This window comes from Saccharopolyspora sp. NPDC050642 (assembly GCF_040654735.1).
Taxonomy (GTDB): domain Bacteria; phylum Actinomycetota; class Actinomycetes; order Mycobacteriales; family Pseudonocardiaceae; genus Saccharopolyspora; species Saccharopolyspora elongata.
In genome coordinates this window covers 229833-254359 of record NZ_JBFAIN010000009.1, presented here as the reverse complement: position 1 = coordinate 254359, position 24527 = coordinate 229833, and the positions used below count along the sequence as shown (strand labels likewise).

The following is a 24527-nucleotide window of genomic DNA, read 5'->3' as shown; positions in this document are numbered from 1 at the left end:
ATCAGCCCGGCCGAGCGCGACGATGGGCCGGTCGGGGTCGGCCGGACGAAGGAGTACCAGCGTGACGAATCCGCACCAGAACGTCAGTTTCGCCAGCAACGGGCGCACGGCGCACGGTTACCTGGCGACGCCGTCCGGTTCTGGCCCCGGCGTGGTGGTGATCCAGGAGTGGTGGGGGCTCACCGACCACGTCGCCGACATCGCGAACCGGCTGGCGGCGGAGGGATTCGTCGCGCTGGCGCCCGATCTCTACGGCGGGCACACCACGCACGACGCGCAGGAGGCGGCGCGGCTGATGCAGGAGCTGCCTGTCGACCAGGCGGCGCGGGACCTCTCCGGCGCGGTCGACTACCTGCTGGCGCACGACTCGGTGACGGGCTCGGCGGTCGGGGCGGTCGGGTTCTGCATGGGCGGCAAGTTCGCGATCGTGCTCGCCGCCCAGCAGGGCGACCGGGTCGGCGCGGTGGTGCCGTTCTACGGCCTGCCGTCGGTGACGGACACGGACTTCGCGGGACTGACGGCACCCATGCTGTGCCACTTCGGCGAATACGACCGATCCATCAGCATGGACGCGGTAGCGGAACTGCGCGACAAGATCCAGCAGCAGTCCGAAGTCCGCCCGCAGATCCACGTCTACCCGGCGGGACACGCGTTCTTCAACGACCAGAACCCGGCGGCGTACCACGAAGATTCGGCCCGAACGGCCTGGCCGAGAACCCTCGACTTCCTCCGCCGCCACCTCACCTGACGGGCTTACACACCATCGGCGTCCAGGCCGTGCAGCAGCCGCCGGGCATCGGCGAAGGCGGCTTGCTGCGCGGCCTCACCAGCCGCTGGAGGTCTCGCTCGGTCCGGCGCATATGTACGGCCATTTTTCTTGGGCGGCGTGATCGTGGGCATTGACAACTTTTGGTCGGGCGGGGCAATGTTGGCGGGCAATTGGCCGTACAAATACTCGCCTGGAGGGTCGATGCTTCCGCTGGAAGGCGTGACCGTGGTGTCGCTGGAGCAGGCCGTCGCCGCCCCGTTCGCGACCCGGCAACTGGCCGACCTGGGCGCCCGGGTGATCAAGGTCGAGCGCCCGACGGGCGACTTCGCCCGCGGCTACGACACCTCGGTGAAGGGCCTGGCCAGTCACTTCGTCTGGCTCAACCGGAACAAGGAGAGCATCGCGCTCGACCTGAAGGAACTGGCCGACCGGCTGATCATGGACAAGCTCCTGGCGACCGCGGACGTGTTCGTGCAGAACCTCGCACCGGGTGCGGCGGCGCGGCTCGGGCTCGGGGCGGCCGAGCTGACGGCGAAGCACCCGCGGCTGATCGTCTGCGACCTCTCCGGCTACGGCAGCTCCGGCCCCTACCGCGACAAGAAGGCCTACGACCTGCTGATCCAGTGCGAGACGGGGCTCGTTTCCATCACCGGCAGCGAGGCCGAACCGGCCAAGACGGGGATCTCCACGGCGGACATCGCCGGCGGCATGTACGCCTACAGCGGCGTGCTCACGGCGCTGTACGAGCGCGAGCGCACCGGGAAGGGAACGGCGTTCGAGGTCTCGCTGTTCGACGCGCTGGGCGAGTGGATGGGTTTTCCGTACTACTACGCGGCATACGGCGGCACCGCGCCGAAGCGCGCCGGCGCGCGGCACGCGGCCATCGCGCCGTACGGCCCGTTCGCGGCCGGTGACGGGGCGCAGGTGTTCCTCGGCGTGCAGAACGAGCGGGAGTGGGTGAAGTTCTGCGAGCAGGTGCTCGACCGGCCGGAACTGGCCGCCGATCCCCGGTTCGACGCCAACCCCAAGCGCGTCGAGAACGTCGCCGAGCTGAAGGCGGTCATCGAGGCCGTGTTCGCGAAGCTGAGCAGCGCGGACATCGAAGCCCGCCTGGAGGAGGTCGGCATCGCCAACGCGCGGATGCGCACTATGGCGGAGTTCGCCGACCACCCGCAGCTGGCCGCCCGCGACCGGTGGCGCGAGGTCGACTCGCCCGCCGGGCCGCTGCGCACCCTGCTGCCGCCGGTGACCGTCGCGGGCCGGGAGCCGCGCATGGATCCGATCCCGGAGGTCGGCCAGCACACCAGCGCGATCCTCGCCGAACTCGCCGACGTCGACGAAGCGCCCCGCGACTGACCCGCGACTACTCCGCCGCGTCCGGCGGTTCGCCCATCGTGGCGCACAGCTGGTCGAGGAAGCTCTCGAACTGTTCCAGCTGCTCCGGTGGGTACTGCGCGACCAGGGCGTTGAAGCGCTCGCTGAAGGGGCCGAAGAACTCGCGCGCGGGATCCTCGATGCGCGCACTGCTGCGCAGGGTCACCTTGCGCCGGTCGGCGTGCTCGCGGGTGCGGACGATGTGCCCGAGCTTTTCCAGGCGGTTCAGCAGGTTCGTGGTCGCGCCGGTGGTCAGCGCGAGGCGTTCGCTGAGGCGGGTCGGCGACAGCGGGGTTCCCTTGTCCTCGGCGTAGAGGATCTCCACCAGGGCGGCGGCATCGGTCGAATGCAGCCCGAGCCACGTCGCGAAGCGGCCGGTGAGGTCGGTGTAGTTCGCGCCGAAGCTCCGGAGGCCGTCCAGGAGGCGCGCGCTGCGCGCTGCGGTGTCGTCGGGTTGCCGTGCCTCGGTCATGGGTCGTTCGCTCTCCCGCGTCGTTGCCGTGGTTGGTGCGTTGACAATCCAACCCTACCAACTTTAGCTTCACCATGAAGTAATTTGTTGATGAAGCTAGTTGGTAGACCTCGTGGAGAGCCCGATGACCAACGCGCCGCACCCCGATGGCGTAGACCCGTTCGCCCCGTTCGTCCGCGGCCTGGACGAGCCGGATCCCGCGCGTGCCGCGCTGCGCTCGGCCGGGCCGATCGTCCAGGTGGACGCGCCCGCCGGAGGGCGAGCGTGGATAGTGACCGACGACGCGCTGGCGCGCGCCGTTCTCGTCGACCCGCGAATAGTCAAGGACCCCGCATTCGCGCCCCTGGACTGGGATCCGCAGCGCGCCGGGCTCGAACGGACCGCCGCCGAACAGCCGTCCCTCACCACCCTCGACGGGCCGGAGCACGCCGAGCTGCGGCGCGCGCACGCACCGATCTTCGCGGCGAAGCGGATCCACCAGCACTCCGACCGGATCCATGCGATCGCCCGGGAACTGCTCGCCGAGCTCGCCGCCGGCGGCGCGGACGTCGACCTGGTGGCGGACTTCACCACCCGCTACCCGCTCACCGTCCTGCTGGACCTGCTCGGCGTTCCGCTCGACCACCTCGACCGCGCAACCGACGCCTGCCGGCTGATGTTCAGCGCCGAGCCGGGCGCGCAGGGGAGGGCGATCGCTGAGCTCTCGGAGCTCGCGGAGGACGGAATCCGGGACGACAGCAGGGGATTCGCCGCCGAGCTGCGCGACCGGGTCGCCCCGGGGACCACCCGGGACCAGCTGCGGTACCACCTGTTCGGACTGATCTTCGCCGGACAGCTCACCACCGACGCGGCCCTCGGTTTCCTGATCGCGCGCCTGCTCGCGGACGGCGCGCACCGGATCCCAGCGGACGAGGAGGCGGTCGACGAACTGGTCCGCGACACGCTGCGGATGCACCCGCCCGCGCCGTTCACGCTCTGGCGGTTCACCACCGAGGAGGTCGAGCTGGCCGGTGCGCGGCTGCCCGCCCGGGCGCCCGTGCTCGTGGACGTCCTGGGGATCAACACCGACCCGGCCCGCCCAGCCGGCCCCGACCTGTCCTTCGGCGCCGGGCCGCACTTCTGCATCGGCGCGCAGCTCGCCCAGCTCGAACTGCGCGCCGTGGCTTCGGTGCTGCGGACCGACTTCCCCGACGCCCGCCTCGCGGTCCCGTTCGGCGAGCTCCGGCAGACCGGCATCGGCGGCCTCCTGAGCAGCAGGCTGACCGGGCTCCCGGTCAAGCTGCGCGGCTGAGCAGCGAAAGGGCGCCGCCTCGCGCAGGAGGCGGCGCCCTCGTCGGTGTGCGGCGTCAGATGTGGCGGCCGCCGGTGATCTCCAGGACGCAGCCGGTCATGTACGACGACATGTCGGAGGCCAGGAACAGCACCACGTTGGCGACCTCATCCGGCTCGCCCGCGCGCTGCATCGGGATCTCCTTGAGCTTGGCGTTCCACACGTCCTCGCGCAGCGCCGCCGTCATGTCGGTGCGGATCAGGCCCGGCTGGACCGCGTTGACCCGCACGCCCAGGTGCGCGACCTCCTTGGCGGCGGCCTTGGTCAGTCCGACGATGCCCGCCTTGGCAGCGCTGTAGTTGGTCTGGCCGATCATGCCGACCTTGCCGGAGATCGACGAGATGTTCACGATCGAACCGCTGCCCTGCTCGCGCATGACCGCGGCCGCGGCGCGGGTGCCCAGCCAGGCGCCCTTGACGTGCACGTCGAGGACCGCCTCGAAGTCGTCGAGGGTCATCTTGCGCATGGTGGCGTCGCGGGTGATGCCTGCGTTGTTCACCATGACGTCCAGCGAGCCGAACTCGCCGGTGGCCGCCTCGATCGCCGCCTGCACGGCGTCCGGGTCGGTGACGTCGCAGGCCACGCCGAGCGCGGTGCCCTTGCCGCCGAGCTTGTCCGCGGATTCCTGGGCGTGGTCGGCGTTGATGTCGGCGAGCACGACCTTCGCGCCCTGAGCGACGAAGTTCTCCGCGATGGCGAACCCGATGCCCTTGGCGCCGCCGGTGATGACGGCGACCTTGTCCTGCAACATCTGCAAATCCTCCTAGTGCTGTCCCATGCCGGTGGGACACGTCCGGGCGTCCCCCCGATACGCCCGGACGTGCCGTGCACCCGCGCAGTTTCAATTGAAACTGCGGGAAGTGCCGGACCGTCTACTGTGGTCGGTCGTTCACAGGGTGCGTTCGGTGCCGAAGATCGCCGTGACCTGGCTGGAGAGCACGCCGCCGTTGCCGTGGGCCAGCGCGACGTCGGCGCCTTCGATCTGCCGGGCTCCGCATCCGCCGCGCAGCTGCCGCACCGCCTCGATGATGGTGAAGATCCCGTACATGCCGGGGTGGCAGTACGACAGCCCGCCGCCGTTGGTGTTCACCGGCAGCTTCCCGCCCGGCGCGATCCGGCCCTCGGCGACGAACGCGCCGCCTTCGCCCTTCTCGCAGAACCCGAGGTCTTCCAGGAACAGGACCGGGTTGATGGTGAACGCGTCGTAGAGCTCGACCACGTCGACGTCCTGCGGGGACAGCCCGGCCATCGCGAAGGCGCGGCCGCCCGATTCGGCGGCCGCGGTGACCGTCAGGTCGGGCATCGCCGAGATGCTGCGGTGCGAGGTCGCCTCGCCCGCGCCGAGCAGGAACACCGGCTTGCCGGGCAGCTGCCGGGCGCGTTCGGCGCCGGTGAGCACCACCGCGCCGCCGCCGTCGGTGACCAGGCAGCAGTCCAGCTTGGTCAGCGGATCGCTGATCATCCGCGCGGCCAGCACGTCCTCGCGGGTCAGCGGGTCGCGGGCGAACGCCACCGGGTTCAGCTGCGCCCACTGCCGCGCCGCGACCGCCACGTCCGCCAGCTGCTCGCGGGTGGTGCCGTACTGGTGCATGTGCCGCGCCGTCGCCATCGCGTACATGCTGATCGGGTGCCGCGCGCGGTACGGCGCCTCGAACGGGTTCGCCTTCGACGGCGACACCAGCCGGCCGCCATCGGAACGCTGGGTGCTGCCGTAGACGATCAGCGCCGTCGAGATCACCCCGGCGTTGATCGCCGCCGCGGCGTGCAGCAGGTGCGAGACGAACGAGCTGCCGCCGATCGTCGACCCGTCGACGTACTTCGGCCGGATGCCGAGGTATTCGGCGGTGTCCATGCCCGACATCGGGTAGTAGGACGACGCGGTGAACAGACCGTCCACTTCGGACTTCTGGATGCCCGCGTCGGCCAGCGCCCGCACCGTCGCCTGCCCGACCAGGTCCAGCGGGGTCAGGCCCGGCGCGACCTGGCCGAGGTCCGACTCGGCAACGCCGACGACCGCCGTGGTGCCGCGCAACGTCATGACTGCTCCTTGTCCTGCGGGACACCCGCACCCGGTCGGTCGTCACGCGCGGCGGCGGATTCGGCCCGGAACACCGCCACCGGTGCCCCGTCCTGCTCGACCGTGGTGAATTCGACGCGGGTGCCGATGACGACCTGATCTGCATCCACGTCGTCGACGCGCGACATCATCCGGAAGCCCTCGTCGAGGTCGATCAACGAGACGTTGTGCATCCCCTCGCGCCCGCGCACCGCGGTCGTCGAGTAGACGGTCCCGAGGCCGCTGCTGCGTTCCCAGTCCAACTCGTCGCTGCCGCACGCCGGGCACAGCACGCGCGGCTGGAACACCGCCGCCGCGCACTTGCCGCAGCGCTGGAACCGCAACTCACCGGCCGTCAGGCCGTCGCGGAACACCGCCTCGGGCGCCGCCCCGGCAAGGGGCGTCACTTCAGTCATCTCCGTACCTTCCTTGGTTCTCGGCGCCGTGCCGGGCCGCGATTTCCATTGAAATTGCGGCACCGCACTCACTTCTCGGGCTTCGTCAGCACCGCCAGGCAGTCCACCGCGACGACGCCCTCGCCCACCTGGTCCAGCAGCAGCGGGTTCACGTCGAGCTCCGCGATGTCGTCCGCCAGGTCGTGGGCCAGCCAGGACAGCCGGGCGACCACGTCCGCTGCGGCGTCGAGGTCCCGCGCGGGTTTGCCGCGGACCTCGCCGAAGAGGCGGCTGCCGCGCAGGGACGTCAGCAGGCGCTTCGCCGCGTCGGCGTCCAGGGGCGCCACGCCGACCTGGCTGTCGGCGAGGACCTCCACCAGCACGCCGCCGAACCCGACGACCACCACCGGACCGAAGGCCGGGTCGCGCTTGATGCCCACGATGAGCTCGGTGTCGCCGCCGGCCATCCGCTGCACCAGCAGCCGCGCCGCCGGATCGCCGGCCTCCCGCGCGATGTCCAGCAGTTCCGCGGCGGCCGTGCGGATCGTCGCGTCACCGGTCAGGCCCAGCCGCACCCCGCCGATGTCGGACTTGTGCCCGATGTGGTCGGACAGCAGCTTGACCGCCACCGGACCGCCCAGGTCCCGCGCGGCGGCCACCGCAGAGTCCGGGTCGTCGGCCGGGAACGCCCCCGAGCACGGCACGCCGTAGGCGGCGATCAACCGGCTCGACTCGTACTCGTTGAGCTGGGCGCGGCCCTGCTGCCGGGCGTCCCGGAGGATTCCGCGGACAACCTGGTCGTCGATGTCGTCCGGGCGCTCGGCCGTCGGCAGCGGCGGGCGCAGGCTGAAGTCGGCCAGCTTCCCCAGCGCGGCTGCCGCCCGGCCGGGGTCGGTGAAGCACGGGATGCCCAGGTCCTGCAGCCGCCGGCGCGGCCGCCCGCTGCCGCCGGTCCACACCACCACCAGCGGCCGGTCGGTGGAGCGGTAGGCCTGCTCGATCGCGTCGATCAGCGGCCCGGACGCGTTGTCGGAGTTGCCCAGCAGCACCGCGATCATGTCGGTGCCGGGGTGCTCGACGGTGATCTCCAGGGCGCGGCGCAGCATGCCCGGGTCGCTGATCAGCGTGGCGGTCAGGTCGACCGGGTTGCGCGGCGAACCGAACGGCGGGATGACCTCGGCCATCCGCCGCTGCCACGCCTCGTCCCACGGCTGCACCTGGAGGCCGTTGCTGCTGGCCTGGTCTGCCATCAGCACTCCGGCGCCGCCGGAGAGCGACAGCGTGCTCAGCCGTCTGCCGCGGGTGCGCCTGCCGTCGGCGAACACCAGGCCGGCGTCCAGCAGCTGTTCCATCCCGTCCAGCCGGACGATGCCGTGCTGGCGGGTCGCGCCGTCGAACACGGCGTCCTCGCCGGCCAGCGACGCGGTGTGCGACTGCGCGGCGCGCGCACCGGCCTCCGAGCGGCCGACCTTCACCGCCAGGATCGGCTTGTCCAGCTCGTGCGCCCGGCGGGCCACCTGCAGCAGCTCGCGGCCGTGGTGCACGCCTTCGAGGTAGGCCATCAGCACCTTGGTCTCGTCGGTCTCCACCAGCCCGCCGAGCACCTCGGCCACCGACAGGTCGGCCTCGTTGCCGGTGTTCAGGAAGTGCGAGATGCCCAGCCCGGCGGCCTGCGCCGCGCTGAAGATGAAGGTGCCGAACGCGCCGCTCTGGCTGACGAAGGACACCGGGCCCTCGCGCAGGTCGCCGCCGTCGTCCATCGCCGAGGTGAACGTGGGCAGCGCGCGGTCCCGCAGGCTGAACATACCCAGGCAGTTCGGGCCCAGCACGCGGATGCCGGTCTCGGCGATGACGTCCTGCAACTGCTGCTGCAGCGCCTCGCCGCGCCCGCCGACCTCCGCGAAGCCGGAGGCGCCGACGATCGCCGCCGGGATGCCGCGCTTGGCGCAGTCCCGCACCCCGTCGACGACCTTGTCGGCGGGCAGCATCACCATCGCCAGGTCGATGTCGCCGTCGATGTCGTCGAGGCTGCGGAAGGCGGGCAGGCCCTGCACCTCGGAGCGCCGCGCGTTGATCGGCAGCAACCGGCCGGTGTAGCCGAACCGCTTCATCAGCTCGATGGGCCGGCCGGACAACTTGATCGGGTTGTCCGAGGCGCCCAGGATGGCGATCGATCGGGGATGCAGCAGTCGCTGGATGGCCGTGTTGTCGACGGCGCCCACAGAGTCCTCCTAGCAAAGGGAAGCGAATATCGTTCGCGTTCGGCCTGGATCCGTGCCCGGGTGACCGGTGGTGCCGCAATTTCAATGGAAATCGGACCTTCGATTTCCATTGAAATTGCGGGGAACCGGGTCAGGAGATCTGGCGGAGCAGTTGCTTGGCGATGATCAGCTTCTGGATCTCGCTGGTGCCCTCGTAGATCCGGAACACCCGCGAGTCGCGGTAGAAGCGCTCCACCGGGACACCGCGCATGTAGCCGGAGCCGCCGTGCACCTGCACCGCGCGGTCGGCGACGCGGGAGACCATCTCGCTGCAGAACAACTTCGCGCACGACGGCGCCAGCCGGGTGTCCGCACCCGAGTCGTACTCCCGGGCGGCCTCCAGGACCATCGACCGACCCGCGTACAGCTCGGCCTGCGACTCGGCCAGCAGCGCCTGCACCAGCTGGAACCGGCTGATCGGCTTGCCGCCCTGCTCGGCCTCGGCGGCGTAGCGCACCGACTCCTCGACGATCCGGCCCGCCAACCCCACGCAGATCGCCGCGATGTGCAGGCGGCCGCGGGTCAGTGACGACATCGCCGCGGCGAACCCGGTGCCCTCCTGGCCGCCGACGATCGCCTCGGCCGGCACGCGCACGTCGTCGAAGAACACCTCGGCGGTGTGCGCCCCGGCCTGGCCCATCTTCACGTTCGGCGGCCCGATCCGGACCCCGTCCAGGCCGGTCTCGACGAGGAACACCGAAATGCCCTTGTGCGCCTCGGCTTCCTGGTCGGTGCGGGCGAACACGACGAGCAGGTCGGCCTGCGGCGCGTTGGTGATGAACCGCTTCGCGCCCGAGATCACGTAGTCGTCGCCGTCACGAACCGCCTTGGTGCGCACCGAGCTCGGGTCCGAACCCGCGCCGTCCTCGGTCAGCGCGAACGACGCGATCGCCTCGCCGGCGGCCAGCCGCGGCAGCCACGCCTGCTTCTGCTTCTCCGTGCCGTACTTGACGATCACCTGCCCGGCGATGCCGTTGTTGGTGCCGAACATCGAGCGGAACGCCGGAACCGTGTAGCCCAGCTCCATCGCCAGCCGGACGTCCTCGCTCATCGACAGGCCCAGCCCGCCGTACTCCTCGGGCAGCGCGAAGCCGAAGAGCCCCATCTCGGCGGCGGTCGCGCGCACCCGCTGCGGGATCGCGTTCGTCTCGTCGATCTCGTCCTCGGCGGGCACCACCTCGTTGCGGACGAAGTCGCGCACCGTGCGCAGCACGTCGTCGAACACGTTCGGGTCCATCGTTCTCCTCACTCCTTCGCCAGGTCTTGCCTTGCGAGCGGCGGTAGCCGCTATCGAGCCATTCGCTCACCCGGCCACGGCGGGCTCGGCGGCTTCTCGGTCCGCGCGCTGCGCGGACCGGGTCAACAGGATTCGGACGCCGATCAGCGACATCAGCACGGTCACCAGCGCCCAGCCGATCACCGGCAGGATCGAGCCGGAGGCGGTCAGCAGGAGCTGGCCGATCATCGGGGTGGTGCCGCCCAGCAACGTCCCGGCCAGGCCGTAGGACAGCGAGATGGCGGTGTAGCGCACGCGGGCCGGGAACGAGTCGGCCAGCACGCCGGCGAGGATCGAGTAGAACATCACGTGCGGGACGGTCGCCAGCACCATGCCGACCACCGACCACGCGAAGCTGCCGGTGCTGATCAGCAGGAACATCAGCGGCATCACCGGCAGCTCGGCGACGAGCAGGATGGTGACGATCTTGCGGACGCCGTACTTGCTGGCCAGCACCGCGCCGAAGGGCTGCACGAAGAACTGGGTGATGCTGGCGATGAGCACCACGGTCATGAACGTCTCGCGCTGGAAGCCGAGCTCGTTGGTCGCCCACGACACCGCGAAGGTGTTCTTGAAGTACGAGGCGGAGAAGACGATCGCGCAGGCGAAGACGCCGAGGACCACCAGCCCGGTGTGGTGCCGGAAGGTGTCCAGCAGCGGGAACTTCGCGGTCTGCCCGGTCTCCTTGAGCTTGGTGAGCTGCGGCGACTCCTCGATGCTCAGCCGGATCACCAGCCCCAGCACCACCAGCACCGCCGAGGCCAGGAACGGGATCCGCCAGCCCCAGCTGTAGAAAGACTCGTCGGGCAGCTGCGAGACGAGGGTGAAGGCCAGCGAGGAGAGGATCTGCCCGGACGGCGAGCCCTGCTGCGCCCACGAGCCGGAGATGATGCTGCGGCCCTTGGGCGCGTGCTCGGTCGCGATCAGCACCGCGCCGCCCCACTCGCCGCCGACCGCCAGGCCCTGCACGACGCGCAGCAGCACCAGCAAGATCGGCGCCGCGATGCCGATGGTGGCGTAGGTGGGCAGCAGGCCGATCCCGACGGTGGTGAAACCCATCAGCAGCAGTGTGATGATCAGGGCCTTCTTGCGACCGACCCGGTCACCGAGGTGGCCGAAGACGATGCCGCCCAGCGGCCGGGCCAGGAACCCGACCCAGAACGTCGCGAACGAGACCAGGACGCCGATCGCGGGCGTCACGACGGGGAAGAACAGCTTGCCGAACACCAGCGCGGACGCGGTGCCGTAGATGTAGAAGTCGTACCACTCGATGCTGGTGCCGACGAACGAGGCGATCCCGGCCTTGCGCCCCATTCTTTCCTGCTCTGAAAGCCGTCTCATCGAATCTGGCTCCGTCTCCACCGACCGCGGGCACCCGCCGCGCTGCTCGGCGGGTCGAAACCCGTTGGGACACCGCAGGATTCGCCGATGCGGCGGACGGGGCCCGGCGCCCGCCGCATCGCGAACGCGGTTCCTCGACGCTAGGTCAGCGGGTGTGTTCCGTCTAACACCAAATTCGGGTAGGTTTGATTCGGTCGCGCGACATAATCGGCGCTGACCTGGGCAAAGGCGCTCGCTGTCGGGAGGTTGGAGCGGTGGAGCTACGCCACCTGCAGGCATTCGTCGCCGTGGCGGAGGAGCTGAACTTCCGGCGGGCCGCGGTGCGGCTGCACATGTCCCAGCCACCGCTATCGCAACAGATCAAGCGCCTGGAGCACGAGGTCGGGGTGGCGCTGCTGCGCCGCACCACGCGGCAGGTGGCGCTGACCGCGGCGGGGGAGGCGTTCCTGCGCGAGGCGCGCAAGACGCTGCAGTCCGCCGAGGCCGCGCCCCGGCTGGCGCGGCAGGCGGCCGCGGGTGAGATCGGCGTGGTGCGGCTGGGCTTCAGCGGCCAGACGTCGTACCGGGTGATGCTGCTGATCGTGCGGAAGTTCCGCGAGCGCTACCCGAACGTGCGCTTCGACATCCTCAGCCCGCTCTACGGCGGCGAACTGGTGGACCAGATCAACCAGCACGAGGTCGACGCCGGGCTGCTGCGGCTGCCGGTGCCGACCGAGGGGCTCTGCGTGCGGGAGCTGGAGCAGCACCCGTTGGCGGCGGCGCTACCGGAGGACCACCGGCTGGCCCGCGTCCGGCAGCTGGGGTTGGACGACCTGCGGGGCGAGTCGTTCATCAGCTACCCGACCAACCGGGGGTCGGTGGTGAACCAGCTGGTGCAGGCGGCGTGCCTGCGGCACGGCTACAGCCCGGACTTCGTGCAGGAAGCGCCGGACACCCACACGATCCTGTCGTTGGTGGGTGCGGGTTCGGGTGTCAGCCTGGTGCCGTCGACGGCCGCGCACCTGAAGGTTCCCGGGGTGGTGCTGGTTCCGGTGCACGACGCCCCGCCGATCCCGCTGGCGCTGGTGTGGCGGGCGGACGATCCGAACCCCGCGCTTGCCGGGCTGATCGGCCTCCTCGACGAGGTCGCCGCAGAGCTCTGATCCGACAGTTTCAATTGAAACTGCCAGCGGGTGCCCGTCGGTGGACGCACAGTTTCAATTGAAACTGCGGACCAGGGACCACCGGTGGCGAGTGTCCATAGTGGATGATCGTGCGGGTTTCCGGTCTTGGTGGGGAAAACGGACGTCCGCGCGAAGTGTGGTGCAGTGCACGTGCGTTTCCCGTAACTCCGCGTCGGCTCGCGACGACAAACCCGGTGAACGATCGATCATCGATGATCTTGATTTCGACTTTCGCTGCACAGAACTGAACAAGGAGGTCTTTCGTGGCTGCCGACCGACCGGAGAGTCGGGCATGGTGGATCTGGAGCGCGGCGGTGATCGCCTATCTCGCCGCGGTATTTCACAGGGGCAGCTTGGGGGTCGCCGGAACGCAGGCGCTCGACCGGTTCGACGTCGGTCCGGCCGCGCTGAGCGCGTTCACGGTCCTGCAGGTCGGCATCTACGCCGGCATGCAGATTCCCACCGGATTGCTGGTGGACCGCTTCGGTTCCCGGAAGGTGATCACCGTAGCGGTGTTGTTGTTGGGCACGGGGCAGATGCTCTTCGCCCTCGCCGATTCCTACTCGATGGGCCTGCTCGCCCGCGCGGTTCTGGGCCTCGGTGACGCGCTGATGTGGGTCAGCATCCTGCGGCTGGTGGCGGCGCACTTCTCCGCCCGCCGCTACGCACTGGTGGCAACGGTGTCCAGCGCACTGGGGGCGCTGGGTGGCGTTGCGGCCACGTTCCCGCTCGCGCTGGCGTTGCAGAACATGGGCTGGACGGCGACGTTCCTGCTGGTGGGCGCGTTGACGCTGGCTTACGCGGCGGTGACCTCGACGGTCGTGCGGGACGCTTCGCTCGGCGGTGCGCAGGCGCGCAGCGGCGGTGCGGTGTTCCAGCAGGTGCGCGAGGCCTGGTCGGTGCCGGGCACGCGGCTGGCGTTCTGGGCGCACTTCTGCACGATGTTCGTCTCGGGCGCGCTGACCCTGCTGTGGGGCTTCCCGTACCTGGTCAACGGGCTGGGCGTGCCGGCGGCGACGGCGAGCGTGATGCTCAGCCTGCTGATCATCGGGCAGGTCGTCGGCGGGCCCGTGGTGGGCGCGCTCATCGGCAGCCGCCCGGAGTGCCGGATGTGGATCGTGCTGGGCTACCTGGTGCTCAACGCCCTGTCCTGGGTGGTGCTGCTGGGCTGGCCGGAAGGCCGTCCGCCGCTGGTGGTGATCGCGACGGCGTTCCTGGTCTTCGCCCTGGGCGGCCCGGTTTCGGCGGTGGCGTTCGCCCTGGTGCGGGACTACAACCCGGTGTCCCGGGTCGGCACCGCGACCGGCGTGGCGAACGCGGGCGGCCACTCCGCGACGGCGCTCGGCGTGCTGTTCGTGGGCCTGGTGCTGGACCTGGCGCAGGACATGCCGGGCGGCTCGGAGTACCGGGTGGCGATGCTGGCGCTGGTGGCGATGCTGCTGTTCGGCGCGTTCCGGACGGTGGTCTGGTGGCGCCGGGCGCGGGCGGAGGTGTTCGCGGCGGAGGCCCGCGGCGAAGGCGTGCCGGTGGTGCTGACCCGCCACCGCTGGGACCTCGCCAAGCCCCGCCAGGCCGTCACCGCCTGATCCGACGCAGAGCGAGCCGGGCCCGGTGGTGATCGTTCACCACCGGGCCCGGCTCGCGTCACTTCCGCCAGAACAGGTGGTGGGTCACGCCGCTCGGGCTGGGCACGATCTCCAGGTGGAACCGGTCGCGCAGCTCGTCGGGCGACTCCCAGAGCTTCGACCCGGATCCCAGCTCCACCTGCGAGACCGCCACGTGCATGGTGTCGACGAGGTCGGCGTCGAGGAACTGCCGGATGGTGGTGGCTCCGCCGCCGAGCCGGACGTCCTTGCCCCGCGCCGCTTCCCGCGCCTGTTCGAGGACCGTCGCCGGGTCGCCGTCCACGAAGTGGAACGTGGTGTCGGACAGGGTGAACGACGGGCGCACGTGGTGGGTCAGCACGAAAACCGGGGTGTGGAACGGGGGTTCGTCACCCCACCAGCCCAGCCAGTCGTGGTCCTCCCATGGTCCGCGCTGCGGGCCGAACTTGCCGCGGCCCATGATCTCGGCACCGATGTTGCGGGCGAAGTCCCGCGTGAAGTAGTCGTCGAGCCCGCGGCTGCCACCGGGATCGGTTCGGGTGGGCCAGCTGGCCGTGGCGCCGCCCCAGGCGAACATGGTGCCGGGGTCGGCGTGGCCGAACGGCCGCTCGAGGCTCTGGCCCTCACCGGCACCGAATCCGTCGAGCGAGACGTTGAAGTTCTGCACTCTCAGCAGCTGGGTCACGCGGGTTCCTCCTGAACTCTTGGTGCTGGGGAAGACAGCGCGCGCCGGAGAAACTCATCGGTGACGCCGACCACACCGGGGGAGGGGCGCCGCGCCGTTCGCGGTGCCCCTCCCGCGGTCCTAGTTGCCGCCGACGTACTTGCGGAGGTGCTGGGCCGTCAGGGAGTCGCCGGTCGCGACCAGCTCGGCCGGGGTGCCGGTGAAGACGATCCGGCCGCCGTCGTGGCCCGCGCCGGGGCCGAGGTCGATCAGGTGGTCCGCGTGCGCCATCACCGCCTGGTGGTGCTCGATGGCGATCACCGTGCCGCCGTCGTCCACCAGCCGGTCCAGGAGCGCGAGCAGTTGGTCCACGTCGGCCAGGTGCAGGCCCGTGGTCGGTTCGTCGAGGACGTAGATCGACGCCTTCTCCGCCATGTGGATCGCGAGCTTCAGGCGCTGCCGCTCGCCGCCGGACAGCGTGGTCAGCGGCTGGCCGAGGCGGACGTAGCCCAGGCCGACGTCCACGAGACGGCCCAGGATCGCGCGCGCCGAACCCGCGGTGAAGAACTCGTGCGCCTGCGCCACCGACATGCCCAGGACCTCGCTGATGTCCTTGCCGCGCAACTTGTGGGCCAGCACCTCGGCGGTGAACCGCTTGCCCTCGCACTTCTCGCAGACCGTCGCGACGCCGGCCATCATCGCCAGGTCCGTGTAGACCAGCCCGATGCCCTTGCAGTTCGGGCAGGCGCCCTCGGAGTTCGCGCTGAACAGGCTCGCCTTGACGCCGTTGGCCTTGGCGAAGGCCGTGCGGATCGGGTCGAGCAGGCCGGTGTAGGTGGCCGGGTTGCTGCGCCGCGAACCGCGGATCGGGGCCTGGTCCACCACGACCACGCCGTCGCGGCGGGGCAGCGAACCGTGGATCAGCGAGCTCTTCCCCGACCCGGCGACGCCGGTGACCACGGTCAGCACGCCCAGCGGGATGTCCACGTCGACGTTCTTCAGGTTGTGCGCGTCGGCGCCGGTGATCGAGAGGTGGCCGGCCGGCTTGCGGACCTCCTCGCGCAGCCGGGCCCGGTGGTCCAGGTGCCGTCCCGTCAGGGTATCCGAGCGCCGCAGGCCTGCCACGTCGCCGGCGAAGCACACCTGCCCGCCGGCGGTGCCCGCGCCCGGCCCGAGATCCACCACGTGGTCGGCGATCTCGATCGTCTCCGGCTTGTGCTCCACGACGAGCACCGTGTTCCCCTTGTCCCGCAACCGGATCAGCAGGTCGTTCATCCGTTGGATGTCGTGCGGGTGCAGGCCCACCGTCGGCTCGTCGAAGACGTAGGTCACGTCGGTGAGGCTCGAACCGAGGTGCCGCACCATCTTCACCCGCTGCGCCTCGCCGCCGGAGAGCGTCCCGGACTCGCGGTCCAGGCTCAGGTAGCCCAGGCCGATCTCGACCAGCGAATCCAGCGTGTCGCGCAGCGCCTCCAGCAGCGGAGCCACCGATTCGTCGCTGATGCCGCGGACGAACTCGGCGAGCTCGTTGATCTGCATCGCCGAGCAGTCGGCGATGTTGCGGCCGCCGATCTTCGCCCCCAGCGCGGCCGGGTTCAGCCGGGCACCGCCGCAGGCCGGGCAGTCGGCGAACACCACCGCGCGGTCCACGAACGCCCGGATGTGCGGCTGCATCGCCTCGCGGTCCTTGGCGAGGTAGACCCGCTGCACCTTGACCAGCAGGCCCTCGTAGGTGGTGTTGATGGTGGCGTGCTTGATCTTGGTGGCCGGCTTGTGGAGGAAGTCCTCCCACTGCTGGGGCGTGAAGTCCCGCAGCTTGACGTCGGGGTCGAACAGCCCGGAGCCGGCGATCACCTGCCAGTACCAGGAGTCCACCGCGAAACCGGGGACGGTGATCGCGCCTTCGTTGAGTGAGCGGTCCTTGTCGAGGAGCTCGTCGACGTCGATCGTCGAGACGTGCCCGAGCCCCTCGCACTCCGGGCACATGCCTTCGGGGCTGTTGAAGCTGAACGCCGTCGCGGTGCCGACGTGCGGAGTGCCGAGGCGGCTGAACAGGAGGCGCAGCATCGTGTGCGTGTCGGTGGCGGTGCCGACCGTGGAGCGGGAATTGGCGCCCATCCGCTCCTGGTCGACGACGATCGCGGTGCTCAGGTTGCGCAGCGAGTCCACGTCCGGCCGGCCGAGGCTGGGCATGAACGACTGGATGAACGCCGTGTAGGTCTCGTTGATCAGCCGCCGGGATTCGGCCGCGATGGTGCCGAACACCAGCGAGGACTTGCCGGAACCGGAGACACCGGTGAACACCGTGAGCCGCCGCTTGGGGATGTCCAGCGAGACGTCGCGGAGGTTGTTCTCCCGCGCCCCGCGGACTTCGATCAGGTCGTGGCTGTCGGCGGCCCGCCAGGTCTCGGCGGTTTCGGAGTTGATGCGTTCGGACGGATCCGGGCTCATGCTGCGCTGCTTCTCCAACCGTGCGAAAGGCATTGGTTCCGGATGCCCCGCGGCACCGCTTCCGCAGGCGCGCGCCCGTGAGCGTCTCGGGGCGTCATGGCACCCCGAAACGCTCACGGCATTTGATCTGCGGAATCGGCGACTCGCGGAGCACCGGCCATCTTTTATACCGGCCGGGACCGACACCCGCCGCGAAATCAGCCCGCCAGCTCCGGGAGTTCGGCGCGGCGTGCGGCGATGGCCGCCGGGTTCCAGCCCGGCCGGGGCACCGAGTCCTTGAGCAGCTGCACGTACGGATGCTCCGGCGCGCGCAGGACGTCGCGGGTGGTGCCGCTTTCCACGAGGCGGCCGCGCAGCAGCACCGCGATCGTGTCGGTGACCTCGTTGACGACGGCCAGGTCGTGGCTGATGAACAGCTGGGCCGTGCCGGTCTCGCGCCGCAGTTCGGCCAGCAGCCGCAGGATCTGCGCCTGCACCGAAACGTCCAGCGCGGACACCGCTTCGTCGAGGATCAGCAGCTTCGGCCGCACCGCGACGGCCCGCGCGATCGCCACGCGTTGCCGCTGGCCGCCGCTGAGTTCCCGCGGCAGTGCCTGCCTTTTCGCCGTGTCCAGTCCGACCTGGTCGAGCAGCTCGCCGACGCGGGCGTGCCGTGCGGCCCGGTCCGACCAGCCGTGCAGGCGGAGCACCGCGTCGAGGCAGCGGCCGATGGGAACGGCCGGGTCGAGCGAGAGGTACGGGTCCTGGAACACCAGCTGGATGGCCTTCGCCCTCGCCAGCCGCGTCCGGCCGGTGCGCGGGCGCGTGGCGACCGGCGCGCCGTCCAAGGTGATCTCGCCGCCGTCGGGTCGTTCCAGGCCGGCCAGGATGCGGGCGATCGTGCTCTTGCCGGAACCGGATTCGCCCACCAGGCCCAGCGATCCGCCATCGGGCACGGTCAGCGACACGTCGTCGACCGCGCGGGTCGGGCCGAACGACTTGCGCAGGCCGGTCACTTCGAGCGTCATGCGTCGACTCCGTCCTCGTCCAGCACCGGGACGGCGGCGAGCAGTTCCGCGGCGTAGGCTGATTTGGGCGCGGCGAACAGCTCGCGCGCGCCCTGCTCCTCGACCACCTCGCCGGAGCGCAGGACAACCACGCGATCGCAGAACGCCGCCGCCAGCGGCAGGTCGTGGGTGATGAAGAGGATCCCGAGCCCCCGATCGGCGCGTGCCCGGCTCAGGATCCCGATGATCTCGGCCTGCGTGGTGACGTCCAGGGCGCTGGTCGCCTCGTCCGCGACCAGCAGCTCCGGTTCCGGCGCGAGGGCCGCGGCGATGACCAGCCGCTGCAGCATGCCGCCGGAGAACTCGTGGGGGTACCGCGCGAGCATGGCCTCGGGTTCCCGCAGCCCGCACTCGCGCATCAGGTCCACCACCCGGTCGCGGGCATCCTGTTGGGACCAGCCGAGATTCGTGCGCAGCTGCTCGGTCAGGAAGTGCCCGACCGGGCGCACCGGGTTGAACGCCGCGCGCGGTTCCTGCTGCACCACGCCGACCTTGCGGGTCCGCAGCTCCCGCAGCCCCGCCGGGGACATGCCCAGCACGTCCCGACCGTCCACTGTGATCTGTCCGGACACCGCTGCCGAGGCCGGCAGCACGCCCGCGATGCTCATCGCGGCGGTGGACTTGCCGGAACCGGACTCGCCGACCAGCCCGACCACCTCGCCCGCCCCGACGCGCAGGTCGATGCCGCGAAGGATCGGCCAGCCGGGGAAACCGACCGTCAGATCTCGGAGTTCTGCCAGGCTCATGAGTGCTCCACCCTGCCGAGCCGGTCGGCGATCCGCACGCCGACGATGTTGAACGCCACCACCGCGATCGCGATCATCGCGCCGGGCACCAGCGTCGGGGCCATCGCGCCTTCGAGCATCGCGAACTGGCCCTCGGCGACCATCAGGCCCCAGTCCGACGACGGCGGCTGCGAGCCGAAGCCGAGGTAGCTCAGGCTCGCCAGCGCCATCAGCACGTCGCCGAAGAGCACCACCGCGTAGCCGAGCACGATCGGCATCACCCGGGGCAGCAGCCGGGTCAGGCAGATCGCCGCACCGCCCATGCCCTGCACCCGGTACGCCTCGATGTACGGGCGCTGCCGCTCGGCCCGCGCGGCGCTGCGGGTGATCTTGGCGACCGCGGGGAAGTACGCCAGGCCCAGGGCCAGCACCGACGCGGCGACACCGGTGCCGAGCACTGCGATGGTCAGCACCGCGAACAGCAGGCCCGGGAAGGCGATCAGCGCATCGGTCGCGCGGGAGACCACCGCGTCCAGCCAGCCGCCGCGCCACGCCGCAACGACGCCCAGCACCGGGCCGAGGAGCAGCGCGATGGCCAGGACGCCCAGCGGCGCGATCAGGCTGGTGCGGGCGCCGTGCAGGATGCGGGACAGGATGTCGCGGCCGAGCTGGTCGGTGCCCAGCAGGTGCTCGATGCCCGGCGGGGCGAGGATCGAATCGAAATCGGTGGCCGTCGGGTCGTAGGGCGCGATCAGCGGCGCCGCCAGCGCGGCCAGCCCGAGGGCCGCGAGAACGCTTGCAGCGCCCCAGAAAAGCGGGCCGTTGCGCCGCCGCCCGGACGCGACCGCGGCGTCGGCGACGAGTGATCCGGACAGTGTCATGCCGCCGCTCCTGCCTGTCGTGGGACACCCGCGCGCCGGGCCCGGCGCAGCCGCGGGTCGGCGAGGTGCTGCACCAGTTCGGTCAGCCCGGTCGTCACCACGTACGCCAGCACCATGCACAGCAGGACCGCCTGCGTGACCGGGAAGTCCTTGGTGTTGATGGCGTTGACCAGCAGCGATCCCACGCCGCTGAGCCCGAACACGGACTCCACCACCACGGTGCCCGCCAGCAGGCTCGCGGTGATCATGCCCGCCATCGTGGCGATCGGACCGACCGCGTTGCGCAGCACGTGCCTGCCGATCACCAGCCGCTCCGGGATGCCGCGGGTGCGGGCGACCCGGACGTGGTCCTGCACCAGGATGTCCACCATGGACTGCCGGGTGACCCGGGTGATGGTCGCCAGCGACACCACCGCCAGGGAAACGGCGGGCAGCGTCAGGTGGTGCAGCCTGCCGAGCACGCCCTCGCCGGCACCGGTCACCGGGAACCAGGCCAGCCCGACGCCGAACGCGGCGATCAGCCCGACGGCCGCGACGAACGGCGGGATCCCGGCCAGCATGGCCGTCGCGGCCGACACCACCGAGTCCAGCGGCCCGCGGCGCACCGCGGCCAGCGAGCCGAGCAGCACGCCGATCGCGATGGTCAGCACCGCCGCGTACAGCGCCAGCCACACCGTGGTCTCCAGCCGGGTGGCGATCAGGAAGCCGACGTCCTGCCCGTAGACGAACGACCGGCCGAGGTCGCCGCGCACCACGCCGCCGAGCCACAGCACGTACTGCACCAGGAACGGCTGGTCCAGGTGGTACTCGGCGCGGATCGCAGCCAGCGTCTCCTCGCTGGCGTTCTCCGCGCCGCCGGCCAGCACCGTCGCCGGGTCACCGGGCGCCAGGTACATCGCGGCGAAGATCAGGAACGACGCGACCAGCAGCGTGATCACCACCTGGCCGAGCCAACGCAACAGCGCGATCAAGACCGCCTCCCGAGATCGGCCGCCCACGGATAGGTCAGGTAGGCGCTGGAGACCGGCGCGCCGGTGAGCCGGTTGCTCATCGCCAGCGTGGTCGGGGCCATCACCAGCGGGATGGACAGCATGTGCCCGAGGTACTCGTCCTGCAGCCGGATGACCTGCCGGGCGCGTTGCAGGTCGTCGTAGGTGGCCGCGGCCGAGGCGAAGGTGCTCTCGTACTGCTCGTCGCGGAAGTCGAGGTAGTTGTTGACGCTGTCGGGCAGCACGTTGTCGTACATGCCCAGCCCGTCGGGCTTGGACAGGTACCAGTCGTTGACGATCAGGTCGACGCCGGCCCGCGCCTCCGGCGAGGCGAACAGCTCCGAGAACTGGGCGGGCGGCACGGTGCGGATCTCCACCGGCAGCCCCAGCTTCAGCCCGGCGTCGCGGACGCCGTTGGCCAGCACGTTGCCCACTGCGGTGCCGTCGTTGGCCACCACGATCGGCTCCGCCGGCGGCCCCGCGTCTCGCACGAGCTCGCGGGCGCGCGCCAGGTCCTGCTCGCCGGGGCGGATCGGGACGTCGCGGATCTGCTGGTAGGCCTGCTCGAACAGCTCCTTGCCGGTGCCGAACGTGCCCGCGCCGACCGGCAGCTTCCACGGTTCGGCGGCGCCCCGGAAGGCAGCCTCGGCCATGCCCTGGCGATCCAGCGACAGCGACAGCGCGGTGCGCAGCCGGACGTCCGCCATCGGCCCGCGACCGGTCGGGATGAGCTGCCACGCCGACGTGGTGAGTCCGAAGTGGAGGGACAGCTCCGGGCTGGTGCTCAGCGCCGGCGCCATGCTCGGGTCGTCGAGGTAGGCGCCGTCGGCGGCGCCGGTGCGCAGGCTGTTGACCGCCGCCCACTCGTCGCCCCAGACGAACCGGATGCTCTCGGTCAGCGGCCGGAGCTCGGGGTTCCAGTAGTCCGGGAACCGCTTGATCGTCAGGCTCGCCCCGGCGTCCCAGCGGTCCAGGTAGTACGGGCCGCTGCACGCGTCGGGCCGGCCGGGGCTGCCGAAGTCCTGGCCGAGCCGGTTCACCACGTCGGCGTTGAGGACGATCCCGGCGTCGCCGGCCATCCGGTACTTGAACTGCGCGTCCGGTTCTTCCAGCCGCACGGTCACTTCCATCGGGCCGGTGACGTCGATGGACTCGACGTTGCCGAACTCGTCGGACTCGTCGTTGCCGTCCTCGGCGTGCCGCCGCAGGCTGAACGCGACGTCCTCGACGGTGACCGTGCTGCCGTCGTGGAACCGGACCCCGTCGCGGACCCGGTAGACGAACGTCGCCGGGTCCGGCATCGCCGGTTCCCCGACCAGCCACGGGCGGACGGTGAGGTCCGGTTGCAGCTGGTAGAGGCGGTCGCAGAGGTTGGCCACCACGGTGTCCTCGGTGGTGGCGCCGTGGTAGTCGGTGTCGAGGGTGAGCGGCTCGGAGTCCAGGAACCAGGTGATGTCGCCGGCCGGCGCGACCGCCGGCGGCGTGTTCGGCACCAGCTGGACCGCGCCGAGCTGCGCCGAACTCCCGCAGCCGGCCAGCAGCCCGACGGAGAGCAGGGCGAGGCATCTTCGCATCAGCCGTCACCGCCCGGTCCGTCGTAGAGGTTCCACGGCAGCAGCTGGTACTCCTCGGTGCACGGGTTGCCCGCCGCCACGTAGTACTCGCCCGCGGTGAGGTCGATGCAGTTGTGCAGCACGGTCGACCACTGGCGGATCTCGTCGGTGCGCTCGTCGGGGTGGGTGCACACCGATTCCGGGTAGCCGAAGTGATCGGAGAAGGCGTCCTTGATCGCCTTGCGCACGGCATCGCCGCCGGACGCGGTGCGCGCCTGGCGCAGCCCGGTGCGGATGCGGGGCACGCGGAACAGGGAGTCCACCGGCCGGGGCCGGTAGTCGGCGGCCAGCTGCGGCGGGATGAACGCCTGGTAGTGGTTGCCGTGCACCAGGACCCCGTCCTCGGGGTACATCCAGCCGTGCGCCTTGGGCGTCGTCTCGACGTCGATGGCGAAGCCGTCGCGGTGCGTCAGCAGTGCGTTGCTGGCGATCTGCTGGTCGGCCTTGCTGAGCACCTCCAGCGCCTCGTGCATGCTCGACGAGTCGAGCACCTTGCGGCGGATGAGGGTCTGCGGGACGCCGCGGGTGGCGCCGAAGTTCCCGTTGAGGCCGTTGGCGTTGAGCGCGAGGCCGGCGGAGTTGGCGCCCTGGCGGCCGACCTGCCCGGCCTCCAGGTGCATCACCACGGTCGGCTTCGGCGGCTGCACGATGCGGGCCACCACGATGGTGTCCTTGATGCCGTGCCGCCAGTCCCAGTTCTGTCCACAATAGACGTGGCCGTCGCCGCTGGCCTCCGACAGCAGCGCGAACGACGAGCAGCCGTCGGCGTCCTCGTCGGTGGCGGGCAGGCTGTCCCGGATGAGCTCGCCGCGCGCGTTGAGCGCCAGGACGTCGGTGAAGCCGACCCCGGCGCCTTCGGCGATGCCGGTCATCTCCTCGACCAGGTCGGGGGCGAATCGTTCGCAGCCGGGGCGGAGCTCGTCGACGCGGGCGGTGACCTGCTGCCAGGTCAGGCCGGTCGACTTGCCGAACGCGTCGGAGTAGTAGGCGAGGGCGCGGTCGATCTGGGCCCGGGCGAACTCGCCGTACTGGCGGCCCCGTTCCCGCGCGGTGCCGCGGAGTTCCACGGTGGGAAGTGTCAAGTTGTTCATCCGGTCTCTCACCAAGCGCTGTAGTATTCGCTACAGGAAAAATGTGACGGGCGTGACTGCTACAAGAAATGTAGTGAGGATGACGGATAAGTCAAGACTTGAAGCGAACACTTCAGGAGAGGTGGCGGCCGAAGACCTCCGCGCGAGGGTGCAGGAGCGCCTCGACGGGCTGTCCCGCGCGGAGCAGAAGGTGGCGCGCTACCTGCTGAACATGCCGCAGGAGCAACTGGTCTTCGCCACCGCCGAAGAACTGGGCCAGCACACCGGCACCAGCGACGCGACCGTGGTCCGCACCGCGCGCAAGCTCGGCTACAGCGGGCTGCCGGAGCTCAAGCGCGAAGCAGGGCGGGCGCTGGTGACCACGGTGGCGCCGGCGACCCGGCTGGAGCAGCGGCTGGCCAGCATCGGCCCGGACCTGGAGCGGGCGATGGCCACGGTGTTCACCGAGGCCCGCGACGAGCTGGAGAACACCCTGGCCGCGCTGAAGCTCGAAGACGTGCGGACGGCGGTGAGCCTGCTGTCCCACGCGCGCGAGGTGATGGCGTTCGGCGTCGGAGGCTCGGAACTCGGCGCGCGGCACCTGGCGCTGCGGCTGAACCGGCTCGGGCGGCGGGCCCGGTTCGTCGGCAGCACCGGCTTCCGGCTGGCCGACGACCTGCTGCCGCTGGGCCGCGACGACGTCGTGGTGATCTACCTGCCGGGGCGAGCCCTGCCGGAGCTGGAGGTGCTGCTCGACCACGCCCAGGTGGTCGGCGCGCGCCGGATCCTGATCTCGGAACGCCGCCTGGCCAAGCAGTTCGCCCCGCAACTGGACGTGGCGCTCTACGCGGCGGGCGGAGCGGGCCGGGTCGCGGCCGAATCGACCTCGGCGCTGACCCTGACGGACCTCCTCGTCCACGGGGTGGCGACCCTCCACGAAACCCAAGCCGTGGAAACCCGGAACACCCTGACAACCCTCCGGGAACGCCTCCTGCGCAAATGACCTCGTGAGTGGTTATGGCCGCTGCAGCGACCATAACCACTCAC

General features: G+C 70.8%; 21 protein-coding genes. 6 read left to right on the top strand and 15 right to left on the bottom strand.

Features of this window, described 5'->3' with window-relative positions; genetic code table 11:
• The first annotated feature begins 61 nt into the window (after positions 1-61).
• Both AB0H93_RS17395 and AB0H93_RS17390 read left to right on the top strand, forming a co-directional pair.
• On the top strand, positions 62-748 hold the full coding sequence (locus tag AB0H93_RS17395) for a dienelactone hydrolase family protein (protein WP_358573371.1): 687 nt from the start codon (positions 62-64) through the stop codon (positions 746-748).
• Positions 749-970: 222 nt separating this feature from the next.
• Complete coding sequence (locus AB0H93_RS17390; RefSeq protein ID WP_132492523.1) at positions 971-2125, top strand: CaiB/BaiF CoA-transferase family protein; 1155 nt, start codon at positions 971-973, stop codon at positions 2123-2125.
• Between the two features lie 7 nt (positions 2126-2132).
• On the opposite strand, the gene AB0H93_RS17385 is transcribed toward AB0H93_RS17390, so the two are convergent.
• The gene (locus AB0H93_RS17385) at positions 2133-2615 is read right to left on the bottom strand and encodes a MarR family winged helix-turn-helix transcriptional regulator (protein ID WP_358573369.1); all 483 of its coding nucleotides are present in this window, start codon (positions 2613-2615) and stop codon (positions 2133-2135) included.
• 124 nt (positions 2616-2739) lie between these two features.
• On the opposite strand from AB0H93_RS17385, the gene AB0H93_RS17380 reads away from it, so the two are divergent.
• Positions 2740-3906, top strand: coding sequence for a cytochrome P450 (locus AB0H93_RS17380; RefSeq protein WP_358573367.1), 1167 nt, complete (start codon positions 2740-2742; stop codon positions 3904-3906).
• A gap of 55 nt (positions 3907-3961) precedes the next feature.
• Here AB0H93_RS17380 and fabG read toward each other — a convergent pair whose 3' ends face one another.
• The 6 genes from fabG to AB0H93_RS17350 form a co-directional block, all read right to left on the bottom strand.
• Positions 3962-4696: a 3-oxoacyl-ACP reductase FabG gene (gene fabG / locus AB0H93_RS17375; RefSeq protein WP_358573365.1), complete on the bottom strand. Its 735-nt coding sequence runs from the start codon at positions 4694-4696 to the stop codon at positions 3962-3964.
• 138 nt (positions 4697-4834) lie between these two features.
• Positions 4835-5983 (bottom strand): thiolase, encoded by a 1149-nt coding sequence (locus tag AB0H93_RS17370; RefSeq protein WP_358573363.1) that lies wholly within the window; start codon positions 5981-5983, stop codon positions 4835-4837.
• Positions 5980-6417 (bottom strand): OB-fold domain-containing protein, encoded by a 438-nt coding sequence (locus tag AB0H93_RS17365; RefSeq protein WP_358573361.1) that lies wholly within the window; start codon positions 6415-6417, stop codon positions 5980-5982. The genes AB0H93_RS17370 and AB0H93_RS17365 overlap by 4 nt, the downstream gene beginning before the upstream one ends.
• A gap of 68 nt (positions 6418-6485) precedes the next feature.
• Entirely contained in the window at positions 6486-8618 is a 2133-nt protein-coding gene (locus tag AB0H93_RS17360; protein WP_358573359.1) for an acetate--CoA ligase family protein, read from the bottom strand.
• A gap of 130 nt (positions 8619-8748) precedes the next feature.
• Entirely contained in the window at positions 8749-9894 is a 1146-nt protein-coding gene (locus AB0H93_RS17355; protein WP_358573357.1) for an acyl-CoA dehydrogenase family protein, read from the bottom strand.
• 66 nt (positions 9895-9960) lie between these two features.
• Entirely contained in the window at positions 9961-11247 is a 1287-nt protein-coding gene (locus AB0H93_RS17350; protein ID WP_358573355.1) for an MFS transporter, read from the bottom strand.
• 281 nt (positions 11248-11528) lie between these two features.
• Between AB0H93_RS17350 and AB0H93_RS17345 the strand changes: the two genes are divergently transcribed.
• Complete coding sequence (locus AB0H93_RS17345; protein WP_358573353.1) at positions 11529-12416, top strand: LysR substrate-binding domain-containing protein; 888 nt, start codon at positions 11529-11531, stop codon at positions 12414-12416.
• Positions 12417-12700: 284 nt separating this feature from the next.
• Positions 12701-14023 carry an MFS transporter gene (locus tag AB0H93_RS17340; protein ID WP_358573351.1) on the top strand — a complete coding sequence of 441 codons (1323 nt, stop codon included), beginning with the start codon at positions 12701-12703 and terminating at the stop codon, positions 14021-14023.
• A gap of 58 nt (positions 14024-14081) precedes the next feature.
• On the opposite strand, the gene AB0H93_RS17335 is transcribed toward AB0H93_RS17340, so the two are convergent.
• The 8 genes from AB0H93_RS17335 to AB0H93_RS17300 all read right to left on the bottom strand — a co-directional run bounded on the left by AB0H93_RS17335 (position 14082) and on the right by AB0H93_RS17300 (position 23501).
• Entirely contained in the window at positions 14082-14726 is a 645-nt protein-coding gene (locus tag AB0H93_RS17335) for a dihydrofolate reductase family protein (protein WP_358573349.1), read from the bottom strand.
• Positions 14727-14846: 120 nt separating this feature from the next.
• Positions 14847-17156: an excinuclease ABC subunit UvrA gene (locus tag AB0H93_RS17330; RefSeq protein WP_358573347.1), complete on the bottom strand. Its 2310-nt coding sequence runs from the start codon at positions 17154-17156 to the stop codon at positions 14847-14849.
• A 197-nt stretch (positions 17157-17353) separates the two neighbouring features.
• Positions 17354-18163, bottom strand: a complete 810-nt coding sequence (locus tag AB0H93_RS17325) for an ATP-binding cassette domain-containing protein (RefSeq protein WP_358573345.1) — start codon at positions 18161-18163, stop codon at positions 17354-17356.
• Positions 18160-18948: an ABC transporter ATP-binding protein gene (locus tag AB0H93_RS17320; protein ID WP_358573343.1), complete on the bottom strand. Its 789-nt coding sequence runs from the start codon at positions 18946-18948 to the stop codon at positions 18160-18162. The genes AB0H93_RS17325 and AB0H93_RS17320 overlap by 4 nt, the downstream gene beginning before the upstream one ends.
• Complete coding sequence (locus tag AB0H93_RS17315) at positions 18945-19808, bottom strand: ABC transporter permease (protein WP_358573341.1); 864 nt, start codon at positions 19806-19808, stop codon at positions 18945-18947. The genes AB0H93_RS17320 and AB0H93_RS17315 overlap by 4 nt, the downstream gene beginning before the upstream one ends.
• The gene (locus AB0H93_RS17310) at positions 19805-20779 is read right to left on the bottom strand and encodes an ABC transporter permease (protein ID WP_358573339.1); all 975 of its coding nucleotides are present in this window, start codon (positions 20777-20779) and stop codon (positions 19805-19807) included. Before AB0H93_RS17310 ends, AB0H93_RS17315 begins: the two co-directional genes overlap by 4 nt.
• Positions 20776-22371 (bottom strand): ABC transporter substrate-binding protein, encoded by a 1596-nt coding sequence (locus tag AB0H93_RS17305; RefSeq protein WP_358573337.1) that lies wholly within the window; start codon positions 22369-22371, stop codon positions 20776-20778. The genes AB0H93_RS17310 and AB0H93_RS17305 overlap by 4 nt, the downstream gene beginning before the upstream one ends.
• Positions 22371-23501, bottom strand: a complete 1131-nt coding sequence (locus AB0H93_RS17300; RefSeq protein WP_358573335.1) for a C45 family peptidase — start codon at positions 23499-23501, stop codon at positions 22371-22373. The genes AB0H93_RS17305 and AB0H93_RS17300 overlap by 1 nt, the downstream gene beginning before the upstream one ends.
• A 121-nt stretch (positions 23502-23622) precedes the next feature.
• Between AB0H93_RS17300 and AB0H93_RS17295 the strand changes: the two genes are divergently transcribed.
• A complete protein-coding gene (locus AB0H93_RS17295; RefSeq protein ID WP_358573333.1) occupies positions 23623-24483 on the top strand; it encodes a MurR/RpiR family transcriptional regulator in 861 nt (286 codons plus the stop codon).
• The last annotated feature ends 44 nt before the right edge of the window (positions 24484-24527 follow it).